This is a genomic window from Microbulbifer aggregans, assembly GCF_020524005.1.
In the GTDB taxonomy this organism is placed as follows: domain Bacteria; phylum Pseudomonadota; class Gammaproteobacteria; order Pseudomonadales; family Cellvibrionaceae; genus Microbulbifer; species Microbulbifer aggregans_A.
Genome location: NZ_JAIVKK010000004.1, coordinates 305,604 through 328,321, shown reverse-complemented (window position 1 = coordinate 328,321; position 22,718 = coordinate 305,604). Strand labels below are relative to the sequence as shown.

General features: G+C 56.1%; 15 protein-coding genes and 1 pseudogene. 9 read left to right on the top strand and 7 right to left on the bottom strand.

Going from position 1 to position 22,718, the window contains the following annotated elements; all coding sequences use genetic code 11:
* Nucleotides 1-37: 37 nt before the first annotated feature.
* The gene (locus LC093_RS09010) at nt 38-2,821 is read right to left on the bottom strand and encodes a TonB-dependent receptor plug domain-containing protein (RefSeq protein WP_226664339.1); all 2,784 of its coding nucleotides are present in this window, start codon (nt 2,819-2,821) and stop codon (nt 38-40) included.
* 97 nt (nt 2,822-2,918) lie between these two features.
* On the bottom strand, nt 2,919-8,336 hold the full coding sequence (locus LC093_RS09005) for a hypothetical protein (protein WP_226664337.1): 5,418 nt from the start codon (nt 8,334-8,336) through the stop codon (nt 2,919-2,921).
* A 400-nt stretch (nt 8,337-8,736) separates the two neighbouring features.
* Between LC093_RS09005 and LC093_RS09000 the strand changes: the two genes are divergently transcribed.
* From LC093_RS09000 to LC093_RS08985, 4 genes are read left to right on the top strand one after another with little or no spacing between them, the layout of a single operon-like run.
* Entirely contained in the window at nt 8,737-9,576 is an 840-nt protein-coding gene (locus tag LC093_RS09000) for a MipA/OmpV family protein (RefSeq protein WP_226664335.1), read from the top strand.
* Nucleotides 9,573-9,941: a DUF3019 domain-containing protein gene (locus LC093_RS08995; RefSeq protein ID WP_226664333.1), complete on the top strand. Its 369-nt coding sequence runs from the start codon at nt 9,573-9,575 to the stop codon at nt 9,939-9,941. Before LC093_RS09000 ends, LC093_RS08995 begins: the two co-directional genes overlap by 4 nt.
* Nucleotides 9,942-9,973: 32 nt before the next feature.
* Nucleotides 9,974-10,687 carry a response regulator transcription factor gene (locus tag LC093_RS08990; protein WP_226664330.1) on the top strand — a complete coding sequence of 238 codons (714 nt, stop codon included), beginning with the start codon at nt 9,974-9,976 and terminating at the stop codon, nt 10,685-10,687.
* Entirely contained in the window at nt 10,687-11,865 is a 1,179-nt protein-coding gene (locus LC093_RS08985) for a sensor histidine kinase (RefSeq protein ID WP_226664328.1), read from the top strand. The genes LC093_RS08990 and LC093_RS08985 overlap by 1 nt, the downstream gene beginning before the upstream one ends.
* A 102-nt stretch (nt 11,866-11,967) precedes the next feature.
* Here the strand turns inward: LC093_RS08985 and LC093_RS08980 are convergent, their stop codons facing one another.
* The gene (locus LC093_RS08980; RefSeq protein ID WP_226664324.1) at nt 11,968-13,170 is read right to left on the bottom strand and encodes a TIGR03032 family protein; all 1,203 of its coding nucleotides are present in this window, start codon (nt 13,168-13,170) and stop codon (nt 11,968-11,970) included.
* A 366-nt stretch (nt 13,171-13,536) separates the two neighbouring features.
* Between LC093_RS08980 and LC093_RS08975 the strand changes: the two genes are divergently transcribed.
* From LC093_RS08975 to typA, 3 genes are all read left to right on the top strand, one after another.
* Nucleotides 13,537-14,133 (top strand): TlpA family protein disulfide reductase, encoded by a 597-nt coding sequence (locus tag LC093_RS08975; RefSeq protein WP_226664322.1) that lies wholly within the window; start codon nt 13,537-13,539, stop codon nt 14,131-14,133.
* Nucleotides 14,126-15,622: a methyl-accepting chemotaxis protein gene (locus tag LC093_RS08970; protein ID WP_226664320.1), complete on the top strand. Its 1,497-nt coding sequence runs from the start codon at nt 14,126-14,128 to the stop codon at nt 15,620-15,622. The genes LC093_RS08975 and LC093_RS08970 overlap by 8 nt, the downstream gene beginning before the upstream one ends.
* 198 nt (nt 15,623-15,820) lie before the next feature.
* Nucleotides 15,821-17,629: a translational GTPase TypA gene (gene typA / locus LC093_RS08965; protein ID WP_226664318.1), complete on the top strand. Its 1,809-nt coding sequence runs from the start codon at nt 15,821-15,823 to the stop codon at nt 17,627-17,629.
* Between the two features lie 83 nt (nt 17,630-17,712).
* On the opposite strand, the gene LC093_RS08960 is transcribed toward typA, so the two are convergent.
* Nucleotides 17,713-18,663 carry an amidohydrolase family protein gene (locus tag LC093_RS08960; protein WP_226664316.1) on the bottom strand — a complete coding sequence of 317 codons (951 nt, stop codon included), beginning with the start codon at nt 18,661-18,663 and terminating at the stop codon, nt 17,713-17,715.
* Nucleotides 18,664-18,885: 222 nt separating this feature from the next.
* Between LC093_RS08960 and LC093_RS08955 the strand changes: the two genes are divergently transcribed.
* Nucleotides 18,886-19,716 carry a phosphate/phosphite/phosphonate ABC transporter substrate-binding protein gene (locus tag LC093_RS08955; protein WP_226664314.1) on the top strand — a complete coding sequence of 277 codons (831 nt, stop codon included), beginning with the start codon at nt 18,886-18,888 and terminating at the stop codon, nt 19,714-19,716.
* Between the two features lie 123 nt (nt 19,717-19,839).
* Here the strand turns inward: LC093_RS08955 and LC093_RS08950 are convergent, their stop codons facing one another.
* Nucleotides 19,840-20,145: a hypothetical protein gene (locus LC093_RS08950; protein WP_226664312.1), complete on the bottom strand. Its 306-nt coding sequence runs from the start codon at nt 20,143-20,145 to the stop codon at nt 19,840-19,842.
* A gap of 113 nt (nt 20,146-20,258) precedes the next feature.
* Between LC093_RS08950 and LC093_RS08945 the strand changes: the two are divergent.
* Nucleotides 20,259-20,555 (top strand): annotated as a pseudogene (locus LC093_RS08945) (translational GTPase TypA); the annotation flags it as partial.
* Nucleotides 20,556-20,674: 119 nt separating this feature from the next.
* Here the strand turns inward: LC093_RS08945 and LC093_RS08940 are convergent.
* Nucleotides 20,675-22,033, bottom strand: coding sequence for a Fic family protein (locus LC093_RS08940; protein ID WP_226664310.1), 1,359 nt, complete (start codon nt 22,031-22,033; stop codon nt 20,675-20,677).
* Between the two features lie 84 nt (nt 22,034-22,117).
* Nucleotides 22,118-22,636, bottom strand: a complete 519-nt coding sequence (locus LC093_RS08935) for a macro domain-containing protein (RefSeq protein ID WP_226664307.1) — start codon at nt 22,634-22,636, stop codon at nt 22,118-22,120.
* Between the last annotated feature and the right edge of the window lie 82 nt (nt 22,637-22,718).

Genomic DNA, 22,718 nt, shown 5'->3' with positions numbered 1-22,718 from the left:
AAAAACATCAGGTGCCGGCCGACACATCAACAGGAAATCAGTTACTCAGGAAGTAGCTGAACGACAGGTTTACGCTACGGCCGTATGGCTGCTGCAGGTAGCTCCAGTAGTAGGGCCAGCGGTTGCTGGTGTCGTTGTTGGGCATTTCGTCGGTCAGGTTTCTGACCGTCAGGCCCAGGTTCAGACGTGCACTCGCGCTGTAGTTGGCAGACAGGTTGGCGGTGTAGTACGGATCCATGCGCTCGGTACCAACGTAGTTCTTCACACTGCCCTGGCGCTGGATAAACAGCGATGCACCCACGGAGCGGAAACCGGTCAGCGGGTTGCTCCAGCTCAGGGTCAGGTTACTGTTGTTGGCCGGAGTAGACTGGCCGCGCAGGCCATTGCGCATTTCAACCGGTTCATCGCCCGCGAACTGCAACCACTCGTAGGACAGGATGTTCACGTATTTGAACTGGGCGCTAAAGTTACCGAAGCGGGCAGAATCCCATTTGCTGGCCAGGGTTACGTCCACACCTTCCATGTCGGTGTATTCGTGGTTCTGCGGCTCGATGATGACACGCTCAACACGACCGGAAGCATCGCGAATCACGCGATCATTCACGTTCTGACAGAAAGCGCTGCCGCTGGCGAATACGCCGGTGGCACACTGCCATTCCTGGCGCATCAGGCCGGAAGCGCTCTCGGTAACCACCAGGTCTTCCAGACGTACGTTGTACCAGTCAACGGCCAGGCTGATGTCGTTGGTCGGAGTGAATACCACACCGAAACCTACGTCCTTGCCTTTTTCTTCTTCCAGGTCCTGACGGCCGCGGCGGGTGGAAACCACGTTGTAAACCGCACAGTCGTCAGTGTTCTCGTCGGCGTAACAGTTATTACCCAGCAGGTCCGCCACCACGGTGAAACCAGTGGACTCACCGTAGATGTTGAACATATCCGGGGCGCGGAACGTTTGCGCCACGCTGCCGCGGAATTTCAGCATGTCCATCGGGCTGTACAGAAACTTCAGCGAGGAAGTATTGCGGCCGCCGATCGCGGTGGAATCGTCGTAGCGATCCATACGGGTAGCGAAGGTCAGTTCCAGGTCTTCCACAACCGGGATCAGGAACTCGGCGCCAATCGCCATGCGATCGCGGCTGCCGCCGGCTTCGATCGCACCCAGGTTCAGCCAGCCATTGCCGTCGAGGTTCAGGGAGCGCTCATCCGGGTTGATGCGACTGGACTGGGTGGCCCAATCGCCCACAAGTGCTACGGTCACCGGGTTGTACAGGAAACCGAAGTCGCTCAGTTCGCCAACGGCTTTCAGGCTGATGCTGTCGGCGCTGGAGCTCGCGTAGGTAGTCGCTACGCCCATCAGCTCGTCGATATCGCCGGAGGCATCGCGGAATACGTTATCCACCAACTGGTTGTCAAAGAAGCTGTTGTTGACCACGTAAACGTTGGAAGACAGTTCCTCGCTGTACTGGGCGCCGTCCAGGATCCAGTCACGCAGCTTGTCTTCGCGGATGGCGCCGTACTTCTGCACCATGTTGTAACGGGCCTTGGAGTAGCCAACGTCCCAGTTCCAGGTGGTGTCGCCGAGTACGACTTCACCTTCCAGACCCATCATCAGGGTCCACATTTCCTGGTCGTAACCGGAGGTGGTGTAACCCAGGTCATGCACGAAAGAACGCGCAACATTCACCGCGCGGGAGCCATCGGCGCTGATGATAGTACCGGACCAGTTCGCGGCCGGCGCCGAGCTGGACACATCCTGCTTGGTGCCTAGGAAGGTCATAAAACCGCTGACGGTGTCGGAGAACTGGTAGCGACCGTCGATAAAAGTCGAGGTGCGCTCCATGTCTGGCATCATCGCGATGCCACCGGATGCATCGAAGTTACACACGGTTTGTCCGTCTTCACCGTAGGTCTCAGTGGTGACCATACCGGAGGCTTCACAGTCGTAGCCCATCGGGGAAACCGGGCCCTGGGTACCCGCATTAAGGTCGGTCAGGGTGACACCAACACCGGTGGTCAGGTAAGCGCGATCCTTGAGGAAGTCGACTTCGTCGGCGTAGACCGCATCGGAAGTGCGCTGCTCCAGGCTGAAAGTCACGGAACCCTTGTCAAACACCTTGCCGGTGATGAACGAAGTATTTTTGGTCAGGCCGTAACCTTCTTCGTACATGCCCACATCGCCAGTGACGATGGTCTGTTCCATGTCGCGTTTGGTGATCACGTTGATCACGCCACCGACCGCATCGGAACCGTAAATCGCAGATGCACTGCCATTAAGTACTTCAACACGGGACATGGCGGTGCCAGGGATAGTGCCCAGGTCAGCGCCGTTCTGCTCACCACCGAACGGCATCGGGTAGTCAGCGATGCGACGACCATTGACCAGCACCAGAGTACGGCCGGAACCCATACCACGCAGGTTGGCCTCGGAGGCACCCACAGTGAAACCGGACAGCAGGTTGCCAGCTTCGCCTTCGCGGTAACCGGTATTGGCGGCCAGCGAGTCGATCACATCGGCAACAGTGTTGAGGCCGCGGGCCTTCATGTCTTCTTCGCCGATCACGGTCATGGGATCCGGGCCGTCGAAGGTATTGCGCGGAATCAGAGAGCCGGTCACCACGACATTTTCAATGGCTTCGCTCTCGCGGGTTACCAGGCCATTGACCGCTTTTTTAGTGGTCTTGGTCTGCTGCTCTTCTTTGCTGGATTCCGCTTTCTGCTCAGCGTTTTCCTGTGCAGACAGAGGCATGGAAACTGCCGCACCCAGAACCATCGCAACACAGAGCGAGAGTTTATTTTTTTCAAACATTGTTTTTACAAACATAGTCAATTCCCGTGGGCAAACGCCCATCTGAAATTTTTAAATTTCTTGAGCCGGGGGCGCGCTGCGCCCCCGTGGATCATGAGTAACAGGCTGCGAATTACAGGCTGCGAGAGACACCTACATGGCCGCTAATGCCATTGTTGTCTGTATCGCCGCCGTGTACGCCGAGGCCGCTCTTGAAGGTCCACAGCTTGTATTTGCCGTCGACACCGAAGTCGAGCTTGAAGCCATTGCCGGACACATCACTGTTGAATGCCACACCGTTGGAGTGCAGGTCGTGGATATCGTTGGTGATGTGGTCAACCACGCTGAAGGTGGCGTACGGCATCGCGAAGCCCTCGCTCACGGAGAAGGACTTGCGCAGGTTCAGGCCGAGGCGCGCGCGCTTGCTGTTGCCGAGATCGTAGGCGTAATCGAAGGCACCGTCAGAAGAGGTGAACGCATCGATTTCCATCTTGACGTCATCCCACTGTGCAAACGGGGTCAGCGCGATGCCAGACTCGGACAGGTAGGTCCAACCCGCTTCCAGGCTGAAACCGTGTGCCTGACCTGAGGTGGAGGCCATGGAATCGTGGGCGCGCACATTCGCATCAAAATCCACTACCTGGTACATGGCGTTCGCGTAGAAATCGCTCATGCTCCAGCTACCGGTGATCGCGTAGGTCTTGGTGTCCAGCTTGGCGTTGGAAGACTGCGCCAGCTGGCTGCCGTCGGCGGTACCCAGGCCAACCATCGGGCTCACGGACAACCAGTGTTCACCCAGCTTGGTGGAGTAGGTGGCACCGGCAACCTGACCACCCAGGGACTGGGTGAAGCTCAGGTCCTGGCCAGCCACATCGCCCTGGCTTTCCATATCGCTGTTGCTGCTGAAAATGCTGGACCAGGCGTGCAGGCCTTCAGTACGACCGGTTTCGCTGCCGTTCGCGGCGCGCTCGCCGTCGAAGAATGCAGACGAAGAACGCAGCCAGAAGCTTTCCGCCAGGTGGGAAACAGAGCTCGCCGCTGCACCCAGGTCAGACAGACCGGAGGTGTAGTCGATTACCCAGTTGCCGTTGTCGTCTTCGCGCAGTTCCGCGCTCAGGATGGTGTCGGCGAAGACGCCGCCCACTGAGGCCAGGTCAACGGACGCAACATCCGTATCACCGTTTACGCTCAGAACCGGGCCAGTGGTAAGTGCCCCCTTGCCCTGATCTACAGCATTCATCGCAATGCGCAGGTTGGATTGCTGGGTGTTGCCTTCGGAGTCGATGGTCTCGTCAGCGGTGAGGCTGCCGTTAACCACGATGCTGTCGCTAGCCATGGAGCTCACGTCCAGCAGGAACAGGCCATTTCTGCCTTCGACCGTATTGAAGCGCACATCACCATTGATGGTCAGGGTGTCACCGGCGTTGCCGTCCACGCTGGAGATGGTGACGTAGTTGCCGCCCTGCGAGTAGTTCTGCATCTCGCCTTCAGCACCCAGATCGATGCTGCTATCGCCGGAGAACACGATATCCCCGAAGACGTTGCGGAAGGTGTTCGCACCGGCACCCATGTCGATGGAGTCATCATTCAGGCGGATAACACCCGCGCCCACCAGATAGCCGTCGGCATCGGTGCGCACGCCGTTGTAGAAGAAGTCGTCGCCGCCGCCCATCACCACGGAGCCTTCAATCAGGCCGCGGTTGACGATATTGGCCGTGTAATCTTCGGTGGACTGGATCGCGTAGCTGCCTGCGCCGCTGGCAACAATTGATCCCTGGTTGAGAACAGTACCCGCACGCTGGAATTCTTCACCAGTTTCCGCATCGATCGCGTTCACGATCGCAGAAGACAGCAGTACACCCACGGAGTCGTCGCCCACGGAAACAGTGCCGGTGTTGATTACCTGCGCCAGGGTGCCGAACGCCTGGATACCTACAGACTCATCGCCCACTTGTACCGAACCGGCGTTGCTCGCGGTGGCGTAGTTGGCGCCGTAGTTGAAGTTGGTACCCATGGCCTGGATACCGGTAGAACGATCACCGGTTACAACCATGCCGTAGTTCTGCACGATCCCCTGGGTTTGCCCACGTGCCACCAGGCCCGCGGAGTCGTCACCCACGATCACGCTGCCGGTGTCGGTCTGCACACTGCGCGCGAAGAATGCTTCGCCGAACATGCCCGCCACTTCATTGCCGCCGGTAATGTCGCCGGTATTCAACAACGTCGCGGTCAGGCCGTTGTCGGTAAGGGTGCGCATACCTGCAGAGATCTCGACATACGAGGTATTTTGCATCGGGCCGCTACCGATGCTGATGCTGCCGCTGTTGTAACCCAGCGACATATAACCGTTCACGCCCATACCGGTGGAGTAATCGCCGGTGCTGATCACACCGGTGTTGATAGCCGCCGCAGTGTAGTTGTGCGCGAATTCCTCACTCAGGAAGCTGCCGGTGGTGAATACGTTGGATGACACCATGCCAAAGGCGCGATCACCAGTGGTCACATTGCCGCTGTTGTGCGCCAGTGCGTAGGAATCGTTACCACCGCTGACGACAGAGGCAATACCATTGGAGACCGCACCGTGTGCGTACCTGCCTTCAGTGGCCTCCAGCAGGTTGCCACTGCCAACCGTGATATTGCCCTCGTTATACACAGAGCTGGAACCGTGCCAGCTTTCGGAGCGGACACCGCTGGCGACATCGCCAGCGAATACATCGCCGCGGTTGACCACGTAGTGATTCGCCAGGCCTTCAAGACCGAAGTTGCTGACATTGATGCCACTGGACTTGCGGGTAACTGGGCCATAACTTCCCGGCACTCTGCCGTGCATGCCATTACCGACGGAAATAGTGCCCTGGTTTTCAACCACAACCGTGCCGTATTTCGCCCCGACATTGATGCCTCGGGCCACGTCCGACAGGTTGATATCACCGGTATTCAGGATACTGGTGGTGGTGAGTTCGATACTGTCATCGATCTCGATCTTGCTGTACTCGTACACCTCATCGATGGTGATTTCACCAGCAAGGTAGGACTCCATATCCGCCTGGGCACGGGCGTAATTGCTGGCATTGACCTTGTCCACGGTCGCCTGGCCGTACTGAGTCCACTTGTTGGCGCTGCCAACGCGGTTTGAGCCCAGGGCAGACACGCTGATACCAAAACTGTCGGTGGCAAAGGCTTCCAGTGCACCGTTTTCGTTGTAGCTGGCCAGGTGGCTAGTGTCAGCGCCGGAGATGGAACCGGAGTTCACAATAATCACGTCGCCATTTTCAAAGCCGCCAAACGCCTCGGCGGTGGCTTCGTCAAAGCCGACGCCGGACTGTTCAACGCTGTCCATATCAAACGGCGAGGCTTCCACCTGAATCGCCGCGCTTCCAGCGCCGTTCAAGTAGATACTGCCCTGGTTGTCGATGACGGTCTCACCAACACCACGGGAAGCAATTCCCACACCCAACGCTCCAGCCTGGATATCACCGGTGTTAAGGATGGTCTTGGCACCGTGGCCAACGGCACTGATACCGGCAGCGCGGTAGGTGCCGGTCAGGTCGATGTTACCGCTGTTGGCGATCTCGATATCGCCGCGGTCATCGAAGTAGCCGTTCGCTACCCAGTCGACCACATAGGTTTTGTGCTCAGTCGCCTGCTCGGTGTATTCACCCGTAAACAGGTTATTAATCGGCAAGCTGAAACCCGGGTATAACTCTACCGTTCCACTGCCGAGTACTGGCGCCATGTGGGTGTAATAGACCCCGGTCTTAAGGGGGTTATCCACCTCACCCGTTTCCGGATTGATCCCCATCTGCTCCGAGCTGTTGAAAGCGATAGTGCCCTCGCCCCTATCGACGATTCCGTTTACCTCATCGCGATTGGTCAGTCCGTACGTAACTTTGTTTGGATCGGCCTCACCCTCTGCAATGGTATAGCTACCATCCGCATAACAACCGAGACGGCCACAATCCTGCACGTTCTCTTTGCTGGTCGCCAATCCCGCGCTGGTAGAGGCGTAAATACCGGCACCGCCAATACCCTCGGCTACAGTAATGTCTCCGGAGTTAACAATGGAAACGCCTGCACCAGACGGATTTTTCGCCTGGATGCCCACGCCAGCTTCACCCACGGAAATAGTGCCCGCATTGGCAATCGCAATAATGCTGTCCGTGGTATCGACCACATGCGCATTAACGTTGTACTCACGCACAAAGTGGCTGTAGCTCGGGCCGGTAAATTTAATCGTGGTATTGCCGGCAATCTCTTGCGTGCTGACGGACCCAGCGTTGTATTCAACGGCATAGGCAGACGCAGATGTGTAGTCGTACTCGGTGGCCAATTCGGTCAACACGGCACTGCCGGCAGAAATACCCACCGAGGCTGCGCCAGTGGTGATATCACCGGTGTTGCTGATGGCGATATCACCACTTTCGGTAAAGACGTTGATGCCCTTGGAGACATCCTGTGCGGTGATGGTGCCGGCATTTTCAATGGCGATATTGCCGGTGGTGCTGATGGCGCCGATGCCGCCCGCGAAAACGGTGGCAGTGTGTACGTTGTCCGGGGCCACCCAGATGGTGTCTTCACCGGTCCACACGCTGATATCGTCAATACCGTCGCCGTCGACATCGATTGTATTGAGAACACCGAATGGATTCTTGTTCGATGCCACCAATTCATCGTAACTGTTGCTGTGCACCTCACTGAATGCGGAGTAATAGGTAATGGACTGACCGCTGCCGACACTGATATCACCAGTATTGGTGATATGGATACTGCCCGCTTCGGTTTCTGCGCTTACCAGTGCACTGGTTCCGCCGGCAAAGGTGCCTTCATCGGCAACCAGGAAGGTTATCTTGTCCTCGGGGCCGTTCTTGTTCCACTTGTTATAGCTTTCGCTTTCGGGATCTACACCCAGGTAGCTGTCAATCTCGTCGCCGCCAACCTTGATCGGATTGCCATCGGCGTCGGTAAACAAAATACGCTCGCCAGTGGGCTTGCCGTCTTCGTCCAGCAACACCTTGCCGTTTTCGTCCAGCTTCATGTAGCTGTCAAAGAAGTGACCGCCATCACCGGGGGTCGTGCTACCGATACGGATACCCATGTCGTAATAGGTACGCTCGACACCGTCCGGAATGTCGATACCGGCATCGCCCTCTCGGGAAATATCGCCGTGATTCTCGATCACGATGGAACCGGTCGCTGCGGTATCTGCAATCGCTGCGGTGACGGAGGAAATGGAAATACCGGCTGCGGTGCTGCCTTCGGCAACCACGACACTCAGGTCGCCCGGCACGATGGACTCAACCCCTGCATTCACTACAGTCGCATCGACCACATCAAAGTTGATGGATTCATCGAAGTTGCCTGCGCAGACAACGGAGTCGCCGGCAACCGGCGTGCCGAGCTGACCGGGCGCGCAGCTGATTTCTGCAGCGGCAGCGTAGCCCGGCGCACCGACGGCAATTGCGGTCGCGGCAGCGGAAGTGAACAGAGCCTTACGAACCGCTGATGTCAGCTGGCTCGGGGTCCCGGGAAAGCCATTTATTGTTACGGCCATAGGTACTTCTCCCCAGAGATTGGATTATTCGTACTCGAGTAAATTTTTTATGAGAGTGTCCGAGGCGGGCATAAAAACATGGCGGGCATCCAGTGGCCCAAGGCTTTCAGGTAACAGTTTGTCAGCAGAGTCAGCATAAGACCGGAAGTCAGCACAAGAGCGGACAGCGTTCTAAGAGGAAGGGGAAAGGCGAAAAAAAGTCACGAGACGCGTGACTCTGCGGTTCAGACTTCTTCTAAAGCAAAATAATTCGGAAACCCCAACAGTCACCAGAATTTCCTCTAGCAGAAACCGTTTTGTAACAGTTTGTATGGATTTGTATCCGTCTGTTGGAGTCGCCCGTTACGCTGTGATACAAGGTGCTCAAATTTGAACCAGAATCCGGATTTGACCCAGCTGCATGAAGCAAAGATTTACCCTGCTAGCCCTGCTGTTTTTACTCTGCTCCCTTAATTCACAGGCGGCTGAAGTGCAGGTGCCCGAGTGGAAACTCAGTATCGGTAGCGGCTACGGCATTTTGGAAAATCCGATTAGTGGAAAGCAGGATGGTGAGACTTATTTCCTCCCTTCCTTCTCCTACTATGGCAAGCGCTTTTTCGTTTCTGACCTTACAGTCGGCTACAGTCTGCTGGAAGACAAACGCTTTTATATCGACGTGATCGCCCGCCCCAACGAAGACGGACTTTTTTACAAACTGGGGGATACAACGGCAGTAACTACAGGATCGCTTGCGTCCTACCTGGTTCACGCCGGCCCCGCCGCGCCCAGCGTGAAAGACCTGGAGAGGAAGGTTTCCGTAGTTGCGGGACCCAGCGTTACGCTCGTCTCCGATGTCGTGGATGTGTCTTTTTCCTGGCTTCACGATATCTCTGAAGTGCACTACGGCAGTGAGACCCACATCAGTATCGATAAACAATTCCCATTAATGGGCGGGTTAATCGGGTTTGGCATTGGCGCGGTCAAGAAAGACGCAGATCTGGTGAATTACTACTACCAATTTACCGAGCAGGAAGCGCAGGCATTTTACACACGCTACCTGAGGTCTTATCCGGTGGATGACGTGACGGATCGCTATGCGCGCCTGCAGTTTTCCTATCCGCTCAGTAAACGGCTGGAACTGCGCCTGGCGGCCCGCTACAACTATTTCGATCTCGATGGCCGACACACCAAGTTTATCGAAGATCCGGAAACCCTGAGCTGGTTTGCCGGCGTGCAATACACGGTTGGAACCGGGCAATGACACGGCGCGTCCTGATATTTTTGCTCGCCTGCCTGCCGGTGGCAGGCACGGCCGCGGGCTTGCAGTTGACGCCCAGCCTGTGTGCCGTCAGCGAAGATGACAACATCTGCCATGTATCTGTAAAGGTGGACTTCAGCGCGGACGACAACGCGCGCTATTGCCTTTCCATAAAAGGCAAAGGATTGATTCGCTGCTTTTGGGGCGAAACCGATAAGGATATCCAGGTCTATATCGACAGTGACGAGGATATCCAGTTTATGGTGACCAAAAGTGAAAGCGGTGAACGCGTCGCGTCAGCAACGCTGAAAATTGCCCAGTACCAACCCAAACGACATCGTCGCCGCTACGGCTGGGGGCTGCTGTGAACGCCATACAGAACGCTTGGGCGCCGCTAAGTATGGGGCAAACCAGCAGTACCGATGGCTATCGTATCCTGCTACTCGAAGACGACGAGCAGCTGGCCGCACTGATTATCCGCTTCCTGTCCGAGCGTCGCTGCGATGTTACCTATGCGGCGAATGGCAGTGAATTTATGAAGGCCATTCACCACCGCCACTACGACCTCATCATTGCCGATGTGGTGCTGCCGGATGCCAGCGGTTTTCAGTTGCTGGAGCAGTATCGCACCCAAATCAGCTGCCCTCTGATCTTCCTCAGCGCGCTCAGCACGGTAAACGACCAGGTCAGCGGGCTCAAACTGGGCGCCTGCGATTACCTGGTAAAACCCGTAGATCCGGAGCTGCTGTGGGCAAAAATCGAAGCCAACCTGCGCGGTACGCGCAGCAATGCACCGTCCACTTCAGATATTACTTTCGGCCCACTGAGCATCGATCTGGTCAGCCGCGAGGCCCAGGTCAATGGCGAGCCACTGTTGCTGACCACCAATGAATTTGACCTGCTGCAGATTTTTGCCGAACAACCGGCGCGGTTACTGAGCCGCGAATATCTGTTCCGACGGGTTATCGGACGCGAGTTTGACGGTCTCGATCGTGTCATTGATATGCGCGTAAGCCGCCTGCGTAAAAAACTCGATTCTATCCCCGCGGGTGTAGCGATCCAGTCCATACGCGGGCGAGGCTACTCGCTGAATACGAGTCGCGGGAACCGCTAATGCGCTGGCAGATGTTGCGCCTCGTCAGTGTTCTGGCACTGGCGCTGATCGTGGTGTACTCGTCCGTAGCCACACTGTATAACCTCTATTCCACCGCTCCCCACGAGTACACCATCAGTGCCGCGCAGCTGGCGGAGGCGCTTGAGCGCGGTGAAACCCCCATCGCCCAGAGCTACTCGATCAATGCCATCCATTTTCCACAGACTTTGAAAGACCGGGTGGACGCGGGCGAAGTTGTCGGCCTCGAATCCGGCGGCAAGATCCTGTTTTATCACCGCAACGGCAATGTAATTCTGGAAATCGGACCCTTTCCGCACCAGCCTGCGGAGAGTGTGACCCAATGGCGACTGCTGTTTATCGGCGCAATGCTGGTGGTACTGGCACTGCTGACGTGGCCGATGTTCCGCGATCTCAACCGCCTGCAAAACCAGGCCATCCGATTCAGTAAAAAACCCTTCAACATGCCGGAGCAAATCAGCCGGCGTTCGACAATTTACCCGCTGGCAGAAACCTTCCGGCGCATGGCGAACATCGTCACCGGCTATTTCGAGATGAACCAGGATCTCGCACGTACCATCGCCCATGAAATTCGCATGCCCCTGGCCCGGATTAAATTCCAGCAGGCATTAGCGCCAAGTGACACAGAAAGCGCGGCAGTGATCAGCCGCGCGACGCGCGATATCGAGCAACTGGTGGAAAAATACCTGAATTTCGCGCGGGTGGAGATTAATGAGCAGTTAATTTCCAGAAAGCCGGTCGCACTTGAAAATTTTTTCTCCGAATTGGGCTCCGCGCTGGAAGCGCAGTGCCCGGATCTGGAGATCGGTTATTACTTTCCTGACGCAGAGGCCTGGCTGGAGCCGGACGCGCTGACGATTGCGATCCAGAACCTGGTAGGCAACGCCTGTAAATACGCCGACGACCGCGTGGATGTACGCTTCACGTTCGACGGTAATTACTGCCAGCTCTCGGTGGAAGACAACGGCCCTGGGCTTGGCGGCGATGCCCTGGAGCTCACCGACGCCTTTACCCGCTCAGCCACCGACGATCAGGGTTACGGCCTGGGCCTGTATATCGTGAAGAAAGTCATGATGTGGCACGAGGGCGAGCTGCGTCTGGATCACTCACCCAATCTCGGCGGTACCCGTGCCACCCTGCGCTGGCCGAACCAGCAGTAACGCGCTTCCGCCCTGTACCTCTCCGCAAATATCCCCAAACAAAAATTACAGGCGAAAAAATGGGGGCGAATGCCCCCAAAAGATCAAGTTAAATTTTTTCAGTTAGCCCGCTGCTTTTGCACTGCTGCCGGTGGCATCTTCATAGGTCACCATGGTCAGGTTTTCCTTACTCTGCTGACCAATACCCATGGGGCAGCGCACGCCCGGCAGTACAGTGAGGTCAAACAGTTCGCTTACCGGGCCGTCGAGGCGGATCCAGTGTTCCACGTTGCCGTTCTTCAGATTGATGAACTGCACCCCACACCAGGCTTCTGAATCTTTGTCAGCCAGGTTCTGGTCCAGCTCCAGACCTTCGAAGCGCTCGTAACGCGGCTTGGACAGGCCGACGATCGCATAGTCGCCGTAGATGGCAAGACCGCGCATAAAGCCCGGGCAGAAGGTGTGCGGTACAAATTTCTTGGTCTCGAAATCCACGGTGCCCAGGTAACCGGTGCCGCTGTTCAATACCCACAGCTTGCCATCGACCCAGCGCGGCGAGTGCGGCATCGACAGGCCTTCACACACGATCTCATTGGTTTCCACATCAATCACGATACCGCCGTTGCTGCGGCGCTCGCGCCAGCCGTCAATGGTGTCGGATTTGCACACCGCAGTGACGTACTTGGGCTTGCCATCCACCATCGCCAGGCCATTCAGGTGACAGCGGTCTTCCGGCACAATCTTGCTGATAAATTCCGGCTTCCAGATCACGCGGAAACTGTGGGTCAGGCTCGGCTCGGCCAGGCAGTTGTACTTGGTATTTACAAAGACGATCTTGCCGTCTTTCTGGATACCCAGCTCGTGGATATCCACCTCGCCGGTAAACTGCGCGTTGCGCGGTACATAGCAGGCATCAAAGATCTTGTTAGCCACCTGGCCCGGCTGCAGTACGTTTTCAAAACGCCAAACCTGGTACAGGCCACCCATGTAGATACGCTTGCGGTTACCCACAATGCCCATCGCGCGCTGGAAGATACGCTCGTGGAAGGAAAGCTTGCCACCGGGTTCAGCGCCAACCATGTAAACGCGGCCAGATTGGTAGGAAGTAAACGCGATGGACAGCTGGTTCTGGTGCATCCACGCCGCCAGGCCAGAAGAGCAGGATTTGCGTACCGGCTCCGGCTGCGCCTTTTGCTGCTCACCGGCGGTTGGCTCAGTCACCTTGTCGGCGCCTTCGGCCTGCTGCTCGCTCCCGGCGACGGCTGCGGCTTCTGCAGCCACACCTTCGTCATCGCGCGGGTTTTGCTCTGTTACTTCATTGCTCATAGGGGTACCACTAGTTTGCCCCGGGCGTACTACCGCGCGCCCCGGAGTCATTATTCTCGTCACCAGACAATACTGGCCATATAGCACTGTAACGTGACAGCCGCCCCGCGAAATCCTCCGCTCTGTAACAGTTTGTTGCCGAAACCACCGCAACCGAGCATTGCAGTACAGATTTTCCCAGCCGTGGAATTGATTGAAATCGCATCACACTTGGCTGCACAGTCGAAGGACACGGTTACCAACCTCCACCTTCAAATCCTGGAAGCCCTTTTCAGGGCAAATACCACCTTTCATACTAAAAGGGGCTAAAGCTCCCGCAGCCAGCGTCGATAACGAGTAGCAAGTCCCATATAAACCTTCCCAACCATGAAAAAGCTAACGCTCTCTCTGCTGGTACTGGGCTGGGTTGGCGCGGTATCGCTGTTGCTGGGTATCCTGCACAGTTGGCACCAGGCCGACCTCAGACCGATAAAAACCGATATTCCAGGCCTGCGCAGCCTGCTGGCCCAGTCACTCAGCGACTTTAACGTCGTGCATTTTTTTACCCCGACCTGCAGTTGCTCCCAGGTCGTTATGGCACAGCTGCTCGAGCGGCAGCCGCTGTCCGCGAATGGGCAGGCAGAAGTAGTGGTGCTGCTCGACGATCACGGCCAGGAAGCCGCGCGTCAATTGCGCGAGCACGGCTACCAGGTGCTGCACCTCGCCTCACCGGAATCCGGTGGTGAAGCGTCTTCACTGGTGTCCGCTGTGCCTCTGCTGGTGGTGTTTGATGGCAGCGGTGACGTGCTCTACGCGGGTGGCTACTCCGATCGCACGATCACACCGTTCAGCCAGCTGGATCTGCAGGAGATGATCGTACGCATCAATTCCGGCGACATGCCCGCTCCACTGCCGGTGCGGGGTTGCGCGGTGAGCCGCGCCTATCAGGAAATCCTGGATCCACTGGGGCTGAAATATGGATAAGCAAAACCCACTGCAGGACCACCAGGCCCGCATCCACCACCTGGGACTGATCGTGCTCGGGGCCCACATCCCCCTGCTGCTGGTTATGGCCCGTTTTTTTGATACCACCGACGTGCTGGCCACAGCCCTGCCAGCGGCCATCATCGCCGTGCAATTTCTGGTGGCCCGGTTCGGGGGTTTGGGTTTTGCGGTACCCCTGATGGGTTTTTCCGTAATGGCTTTCTCCGGGATCATGATCCATCTCGGCAAGGGCATGATCGAATGGCACTTTCATATCTTCGTGATGATCGGGCTGCTGACACTGCTGGCCGATGTGCGGGCTCTGCTGGTGGCCGCGCTGACCGCCGCGGTGCACCACCTGACGTTCTATTTTTATTTACCGGCAAGCATTTTTAATTATCAGGCGTCTTTTGGGATCGTCGCGATTCACTCGGCGTTCGTGGTGGTACAAACAATAGCCTGCGTCTACGTTGCCACAGTGTTCCGCCGCGCGTTTGTGGTACAGGGCAAGCTGACTGACGAGTTCGGCCCACTGTTGTCGTTCCTGCAACAGGTGTCCCGCGGCAATAACGACTCCGCCCACCTGATCACCGCAGTCTCCACAGAGAATGCCGCCGCATTGGAACAACTGTCGGACAACTCGGAGGAAATCTCCGTGCAAGTCAGTACCACTACCGACAACTGCCAGCGCGCGCAAAACTTGTCGCGCCAGAGTTACAGCGAGATTCAGGGCAGCGAGGAAACCCTCAACAAGCTGAACCAGGCCGGTGAACAAATGGAGGCCCTGCGCGTAACGCTGGCGGAGCTTCAGGCCGACACCCACGCCGAACTGCAGGCCGTTATGGAAGCGGTCAATCAGGTCACTGCCAAAACGGCGGTTGTCGGGGACTTTGCCACGCGCACCAAACTGTTGAGCCTCAACGCCTCGATCGAGGCCGCACGGGTAGGCAGCCAAAGCGCCGGATTTGCGGTCATTGCCCAGGAAATCGGCCAGCTGGCCAGCAATTCGGGCGGTGCCTCGCGGGAAATTGCGGAACTGGCGGAGCGCAGTAACGGTGTGCTAAATAGCGCGGTGGGCAAAATCAATTCCGAGTTTACCGCGGCCAATGAAGTCTTCGAGGCAGCTGCCACCCTGTTCCTGCACAGCCGGGAATCACTCAATGAAGCCGTGCAGCGCATCGGCCTCAACAGCCGCGACCTCAACGGGCTGCTCACCGAGATCAGCTCAGCTGCAGGCGAACAGTCTCAGGGCGTCGACAGCCTGCGGCTGGCGATCAGCAATGTGGCCGCCGGCTCCAACGAACTCGACGGCGCGGCCCAGAATATCCTCAAGTCATCCTCACAGGTCAGCCAGGAGTTTCACCGCTTCCGTAGCCTGTATAACGAGGTGACCGGCATCATGGCTTCCGGTAAGGGCAAGGCCGCACGTGGGAGCGTGACCAGTCATTCCGGCGCTATCGAGGAAACCGCACTCGGCGGCAGCGCCTGACGCCACCGTGCCCGGGGCCGCCCCACGGCCCCGGCAAATCACCTCAAATTGGCTTATTTTTATTCAATTCGCGCTCGCAGTTGTCACGCATCACCACTATAATCGCCGCCTTTGGCCGCCGGGCAGGCCTTTCGGCCCTCAAGCCCCCGCCCCGCTTAACTCTGCGTGACGCCACGCTTACCCCAGAGGTAGACCCCTGTGATAGACAATTTGCGCAATATTGCGATCATCGCCCACGTTGACCACGGCAAGACCACCCTGGTCGACAAGCTGCTGCAGCAGTCCGGCACCCTGGACCGTCGCAGCGCCGACTCCGAGCGGGTGATGGATTCTAACGATCAGGAAAAAGAGCGTGGCATCACCATCCTGGCCAAGAACACCGCCATTCGCTGGAACGACTACCGCATCAACATCGTGGACACCCCCGGGCACGCCGACTTCGGCGGCGAGGTAGAGCGCGTACTGTCCATGGTGGACTCTGTACTGCTGCTGGTAGACGCGGTAGACGGCCCGATGCCGCAGACCCGCTTCGTAACCTCCAAAGCGTTTGAGCAGGGCCTGAACCCGATCGTGGTGATCAACAAGATCGACCGCCCGGGCGCGCGTCCGGACTGGGTGATGGACCAGGTATTCGACCTGTTCGACAGCCTCGGCGCCACCGAAGAGCAGCTGGACTTCCCGGTGGTTTACGCCTCCGCCCTGAACGGCATCGCCGGCCTCGACGACACCGACATGGCCGAAGACATGACCCCGCTGTTCCAGATGATCGTGGACAAGGTTGAGCCGCCCAAAGTCGACAGCGACGGCCCCTTCCAGATGCAGGTTTCCGCGCTGGACTACAACAGCTATGTGGGCGTAATCGGTGTTGGCCGTATCACCCGCGGCACCCTGAAGCCGAACCAGCAGGTCGTAATCCTCGACCGCGAAGGCAAATCCCGCAAAGCCAAGGTACTGCAGGTAATGGGTTACCTGGGCCTCGAGCGCGTGGAAGTAGAGCAGGCCAGCGCCGGCGACATCGTATGTATTACCGGTGTGGGTGAGCTGAACATTTCCGACACCCTGTGTGACCCGGAGCAGCCCGAAGCACTGCCGGCACTGACCGTGGACGAGCCGACCGTGAGCATGACCTTCCAGGTCAACGACTCTCCGTTTGCCGGTAAAGAAGGCAAGTTCGTCACCAGCCGCAACATCAAGGACCGCCTGGACCAGGAGCTGATCCACAACGTGGCGCTGCGCGTAGAGCAGGGTGACTCCCCGGACAAGTTCAAGGTATCCGGCCGTGGTGAACTGCACCTGTCGGTACTGATTGAATCCATGCGTCGTGAAGGCTTCGAGCTGGGTGTATCCCGCCCGGAAGTAGTACAGAAGATCGTCGACGGCGAAGTGCAGGAGCCCTACGAAGAAGTAGTGATCGACGTAGAAGAGCAGCACCAGGGTCCGATCATGGAAGAACTGGGTCTGCGTAAAGCCGACCTCACCAACATGGAACCGGACGGCAAGGGCCGCGTGCGCCTGACCTTTATCGTACCGTCCCGCGGCATGATCGGTTTCCGTAACCAGTTCCTGACCATCACCAGCGGCTCCGGCATCATGACCAGCATCTTCGACCATTACGGTCCGGTGAAGATGGGCGACGTGGCCAAGCGCATCAACGGTGTACTGGTTTCCATGACCAAGGGCAAAACCCTGGCGTACGGCCTGTTCGCACTGCAGGATCGCGGCCGCCTGTTCCTGGGCCACGGTGAAGAAGTTTACGAAGGCCAGGTCATCGGCATTCACTCCCGCGGCAACGACCTGGTGGTAAACCCCACCAAGGCCAAGCAGCTGACCAACGTCCGCGCCTCCGGTACCGACGACGCGCTGACCCTGTCACCGCCCATCCGTCACACCCTGGAGCAGGCGCTGGAGTTCATCGAAGACGACGAACTGGTGGAAGTGACTCCGGAAAGCATCCGGGTTCGCAAAAAGATCCTGCAGGAAAATATGCGCAAGCGCGCGAAGAAGTAATTCTTCGGGAAACAAAAAAACGGGCCAGTTGGCCCGTTTTTTTATGCATAGAATCAGCACGCTAAAATAGCCCCACCAAGCATTCACCGCTCCAGCTGCAGGAACTGCGCCGCATTGTCGAAGTAGATGCTGCGCTTCTGTTCTGCCGTCAGAAAATCCGCCTCCTCAATCACCTCGATACCGGTACCAATGGAACCCCAATAATCCGAACCAAACACAATGCGGTCACCATGGCCGGCGTCTGTCACACGCTTCAGGGATGCGTAAACCCACTCCCGGGGTACCCTGGACATGGGGGATGTGTCGATATACACATTCGGGTAATCATCCATCAGCCTGATTGCCTCAGTGACAAATTCATCGCGGATGGTATGCATGAGTAACAGGCGCAGTCGCGGGTGCTTTTCCAGCAAGGGAGCATAGAGTAAAGGATTGCCGTAATCGCCGTTGAAGTTCGGGCAACAGCCACCTTGCCGCACCGGGCTATTCGGGGGCGGCCCCTGATCCGCGTGCACGGCGACCGGGATGTCGTGTTCCGCTGCCAGCGCATAGTAGGGCATCATCCGCGGATCCAGGGGCGACACACCGGCATAGACGTTCATCAGTTCGCCCAGAAACCTGATCCGGCCAGCCTCGATTTCACCGCGCAGCCAGGCCAGATCCGGCCAGTCTTTACCTGAGGGAAAACACTTCCAACCGTTTGGCTCTCGCCCTCCCACACAAGGGAAACTGGTACCGGCCCAAAGGCGCTCGGGATCCGCCTGCTGGAAACGCAGTGCATCACTGGCCGGCCCACCCACCAGGCCGAGCTGTACATCGTGCCGATCCAACTCGGATTGAAACCAGCGCAGGCTGGCATCATCGGCAGTCTCACCCGCCCTGCGCCGATAGAGACTGGAGTTTTTATTGCCGGGACCGGCGTGCAGATGCATATCGATAAGCGGGCCAGCCGGTTTGCTTTCCGCAGAGCCGGCGTATCCGTGTAGCGCCACAAGGCACAATGGAATACAGACAATCAGGGACATTATTTTCATTGCATTTCTCGTCGTTGTTCCACAGGTGCCTCAGAAGGGGAAATCTGAGAGCGTTGGCGACTCGGGACTGCAATCATTCCCCTTGTCTAAGGATGTACACCGCGAATTCCAAGTCTTGCATGATAACCCACGCTGCTCAAATTAAATTTAAGGGCGCAAATGACATCCCTAACGGATTAATTTAGACTTGATAAAAACAACATCAGGTAAGGATTCGCGTTAATGAAAAGCAAGATTTTGGTATTTATTTTTTCGATACTTGCTTCACTCCATACCTCTGCCGAAACCATCACCTTTGGCATTGTCCCGCAACAATCTGCCGCCACTCTAGTCAAAAATTGGGATCCCATTCTTCAGTATCTCTCTGAACAGGTCGGCCATAACATCGAGCTTCGCACAGCCAAAGATATACCGGAGTTTGAAAAGCGTGTATCAGCAGGCGAGTATGACATCGCCTATATGAATCCATACCAATATGCGCGCTTTCACCAAGACCCCGGATATATTGCCTTTGCAAAGCAGAAAGACAAAAAAATCCGCGGCATTGTGGTGGTTCACAAAGATTTTCCAATCACTGACATTCAACAGCTCAATGGGAAAACCCTCGCCTTTCCATCTCCGGTCGCCTTCGGCGCCGCTGCTCTACCGATTTTCACTCTCGCGCAACAAAACATTCATGTTCAACCGAGATACGTTTCTTCTCACGAATCAGTATATTTGAATGTCGCACAAGGATTTTTTGCCGCCGGCGGCGGTGTCGAGCGCACGTTTAACAACAGCGCGCCAGAAATTCGCGAGCGACTACGCGTCCTCTGGAAAACGCCAGAATACTCCCCCCACGCATTTGCTTTTCGTTCTGACCTAAACGCAGAACTCGCCAAAGAAGTACAGGCGGCTTTTCTTGCGATGAATGACGACCAACGAGGTGTCGAGCTGCTAAAGAACATTGGCTTCAACGGCATTAGCCAAGCGCAAGATTCAGATTGGGATGATGTTCGCCAACTGCAGCTCACAATGCTGAATCACATGCTAAAAAAACAAATGGGCCAGTAAGCAGCATAATTCTATCTGGCAACATGGAAGTCACAGACTCCGGTCGACACAAGTACCGGCACTGCCCGTGTACGGAGCTAGTGAAAGAAACGCTCATCCACCCGCCGCCAGGTTCCCGGCCATTCATGCACGGGAATATGGTACCTGCCCACAGACGCCCGGGGCCGCCTGTTGGAAACGCAGTGCGTCACTGGCCGGACCACTCACCAGGCCGGGCGTCACATTATGTCGATCCAACTCGGATTGAAACCAGCGCAGGCTGGTATCATCCAGCGCACGTTGAAACAGGCTGGAATTTTCCCGGCCCGGACCGGCGTGTAGGTGCACATCAATAATCGGGCCGACAGACTTGCTTTCCACCGGGCTGGCGTAAGCAGGTAACGCCGAGAACAAAAACGCCATACCGGTAATCAGGGAATTTATTTTCATTGCTTTCTCGGTCGTTGATCCGGAAACCCCGTTGAAGGGTATCCATGAGAATGGGTTGGCGACTCGGGACAGCAATAAATCCCTTGTCCCACTGCCAAATGCAGAGCATTCAGCAGGATCGCAACCGCCAGCTCCTGTGCCACGGTGAAGAAATTTACCAGGACGAGGTAATTGGTATGCATTGCCACGGCAATGACCTGGTGGCAAACACTACCGAGACCAAGCCGCTCACCAACGTACGCACCTCCGGTACCGACAATGCGCTGCCCCTGTCACCGCCCATCCGTCACACCCTGGAGCAGGCACTGGAATTCATCGAAGACGACGTACTGGTGGAAGTGACTCCGGAAAGCATCCGGATCCGTAAAAACATCCTGCAGGAAAATATGCGAAAGCGCACGAAGAAGTAATTCTCCTGGGCAAATACAAATACTCACCCCCTCTAATAATTTCGCTTCTTTGGCGCCTATTTATTGGCTATATATATTGCTTGCCGCAAGAAAAACCATAACGCAACAAACCAGCGGAATCACTCAGCCCATCCCGCCTTAATTTGCTCAGAAGGCAACAAAGAATAAATCCATTGGCGCCCGTCTTTTTTCTTAGAAAACAATTTTAGCTCAACAAGTCCATTTAGCGTTCCAGCGGCAGTATTATAAGAACACCCAAGATTTTCCATTACGCTTTTAGCCGTAAATCTTGTTGCAAGTCTTGCTCGTGCAATCTGAAAAATCATCTGCTGCCGTTGATCAAGCTTCCTATAAAGGCCTGATTCCCAAAGCCACTTATTAAACGATTCAATTTCCAACAGCGCATGCTCAAAGGCTGAGCTAAATGCGGCAATGGCTCTGATTATCACCTCGCATTGGTACTCAATAAAATAAGTGAGATCCATATCATCTGTCTCAGTGTACAGATAACTCTTTCCGTACTTTATCGGTGCAGACTTGAGCAACACGCTGATCGCAATGTATCGAAACGCCGCGAATTCATGCTTGAACATGTACCAGTAAAACAAGGATCTGGCAACACGGCCGTTTCCATCTCTAAATGGATGCTCATAGCCGATAGCAAAATGCAAGATGATTGCTTTCACCAGTGGATGCACATAATTTTTTGTTTCAGCATCGTGATGCGATTGATTTGCCCAATCTGACAGCATTCCAAGCCGCTCCTCAAGCCCCTCGAAGGGCGGTGGCTGGTGAACAACTTCTCCCTCCCCATCCACAACTCTTACATCATTAGTATTCCTCAGAATGCCTGGAAAATATTCGTCATCATTAATTCCCTCCGTACCGATTGCGTGGAGCTCAAGAATAAGTTCCAGTGATAGAGGCTCTCTTCTTTTTTCCCAGGCAAATCTCATCATCTTAAAATTGCCAAGAATCATTCTTTCATCTATCGACCTAGGCTTCCTTTTTCTCTTAAGCATTTCCTTGGCGGCGACGGTAGTGGTCGCCGCGCCTTCCAATTGGCTGCTACTTATAGCTTCGTCTTCTTCAAGGTCATTTTTGAGATATTCAAAGTGCTTGAGCTCACCAATTTGAGCACTCATCCACTCGAGATGGGCGAGCGTAGTATTGCGATCGGTTTCCGAAATAGCTCGCTGAATAGTCGGAGATAAGAAAAATCTGCAAGCCTGCTTGGGCTTACCTAGAGAAATAATAGAGCGCAATTGCCGATTCCGAGACGACTTGATAACTGACCAAATAAGAGCGGGATCAAGGTGTGCCTTCAGCCTGCGCTTCACTTGATCGTAGTGCAGATACCGCCCTTTGGCGTCCAACGGAGAGTGCCACTCCAAGTATTCTGCTGCATTAGCAGAGTGATCACTAACAACCGTGTTAAGTGCGTTGGGGTCTGGGGACGGCGGGATTAATACAGCCATTTTTGTCTCAAAAAATGAAAATTTTGAAACATACTAGCCTAGAACATAATTTTTGTCTCAAATTTATCAGGTTTTGAATTATTGTCAGACACTAAAAAACCGGGTATCCACTTGCTGCCAAGCAGCAAGCGCTGACGCCGAATGCAGACAAACAGTCAGCAGCGTAAAGTCATCCATAGCACCCCGCAATACCTCCAGCCCCTGATGCGCCGCAATCTCGTGCGGGAAACGGTTGGTGCCGGCGCCCAGGGCGGGGAACAGCAATCGCCGGAGATTCCGCTCCCGCGCCAGTACCAGTACGCTCTCATAGCACCGTCGCAGATCTGCCACGGCTATGGCGCCCCATTGATCACCGCTGCTCCACTGAGGCGTGACTGTGTGTAATAGGTAGTGCACGGCCAGGTTGGGCGCACTGGTCATACGGGCCTCGCCAACCGGGCACTCCGGCAGCTGTGAACACTCACTTACCAGCGCCTCTCCAGCGCGATCATAGACCTGTGCGGACAGTCCGCGCCCGCGAATCAGGTGTTTATGCGCCGGACATATGAGTGCATCCGCCTCAATTCTGAGAATGTCGTCACAAATTAGCTGCAGCTGCCCCATGGATGACTCCGCGCCATTGCCGTTCACCATTACTATAGCGCGTTCGCCAGTCACCTTTAGGCGGGCGGCCCAGGATCGGGCC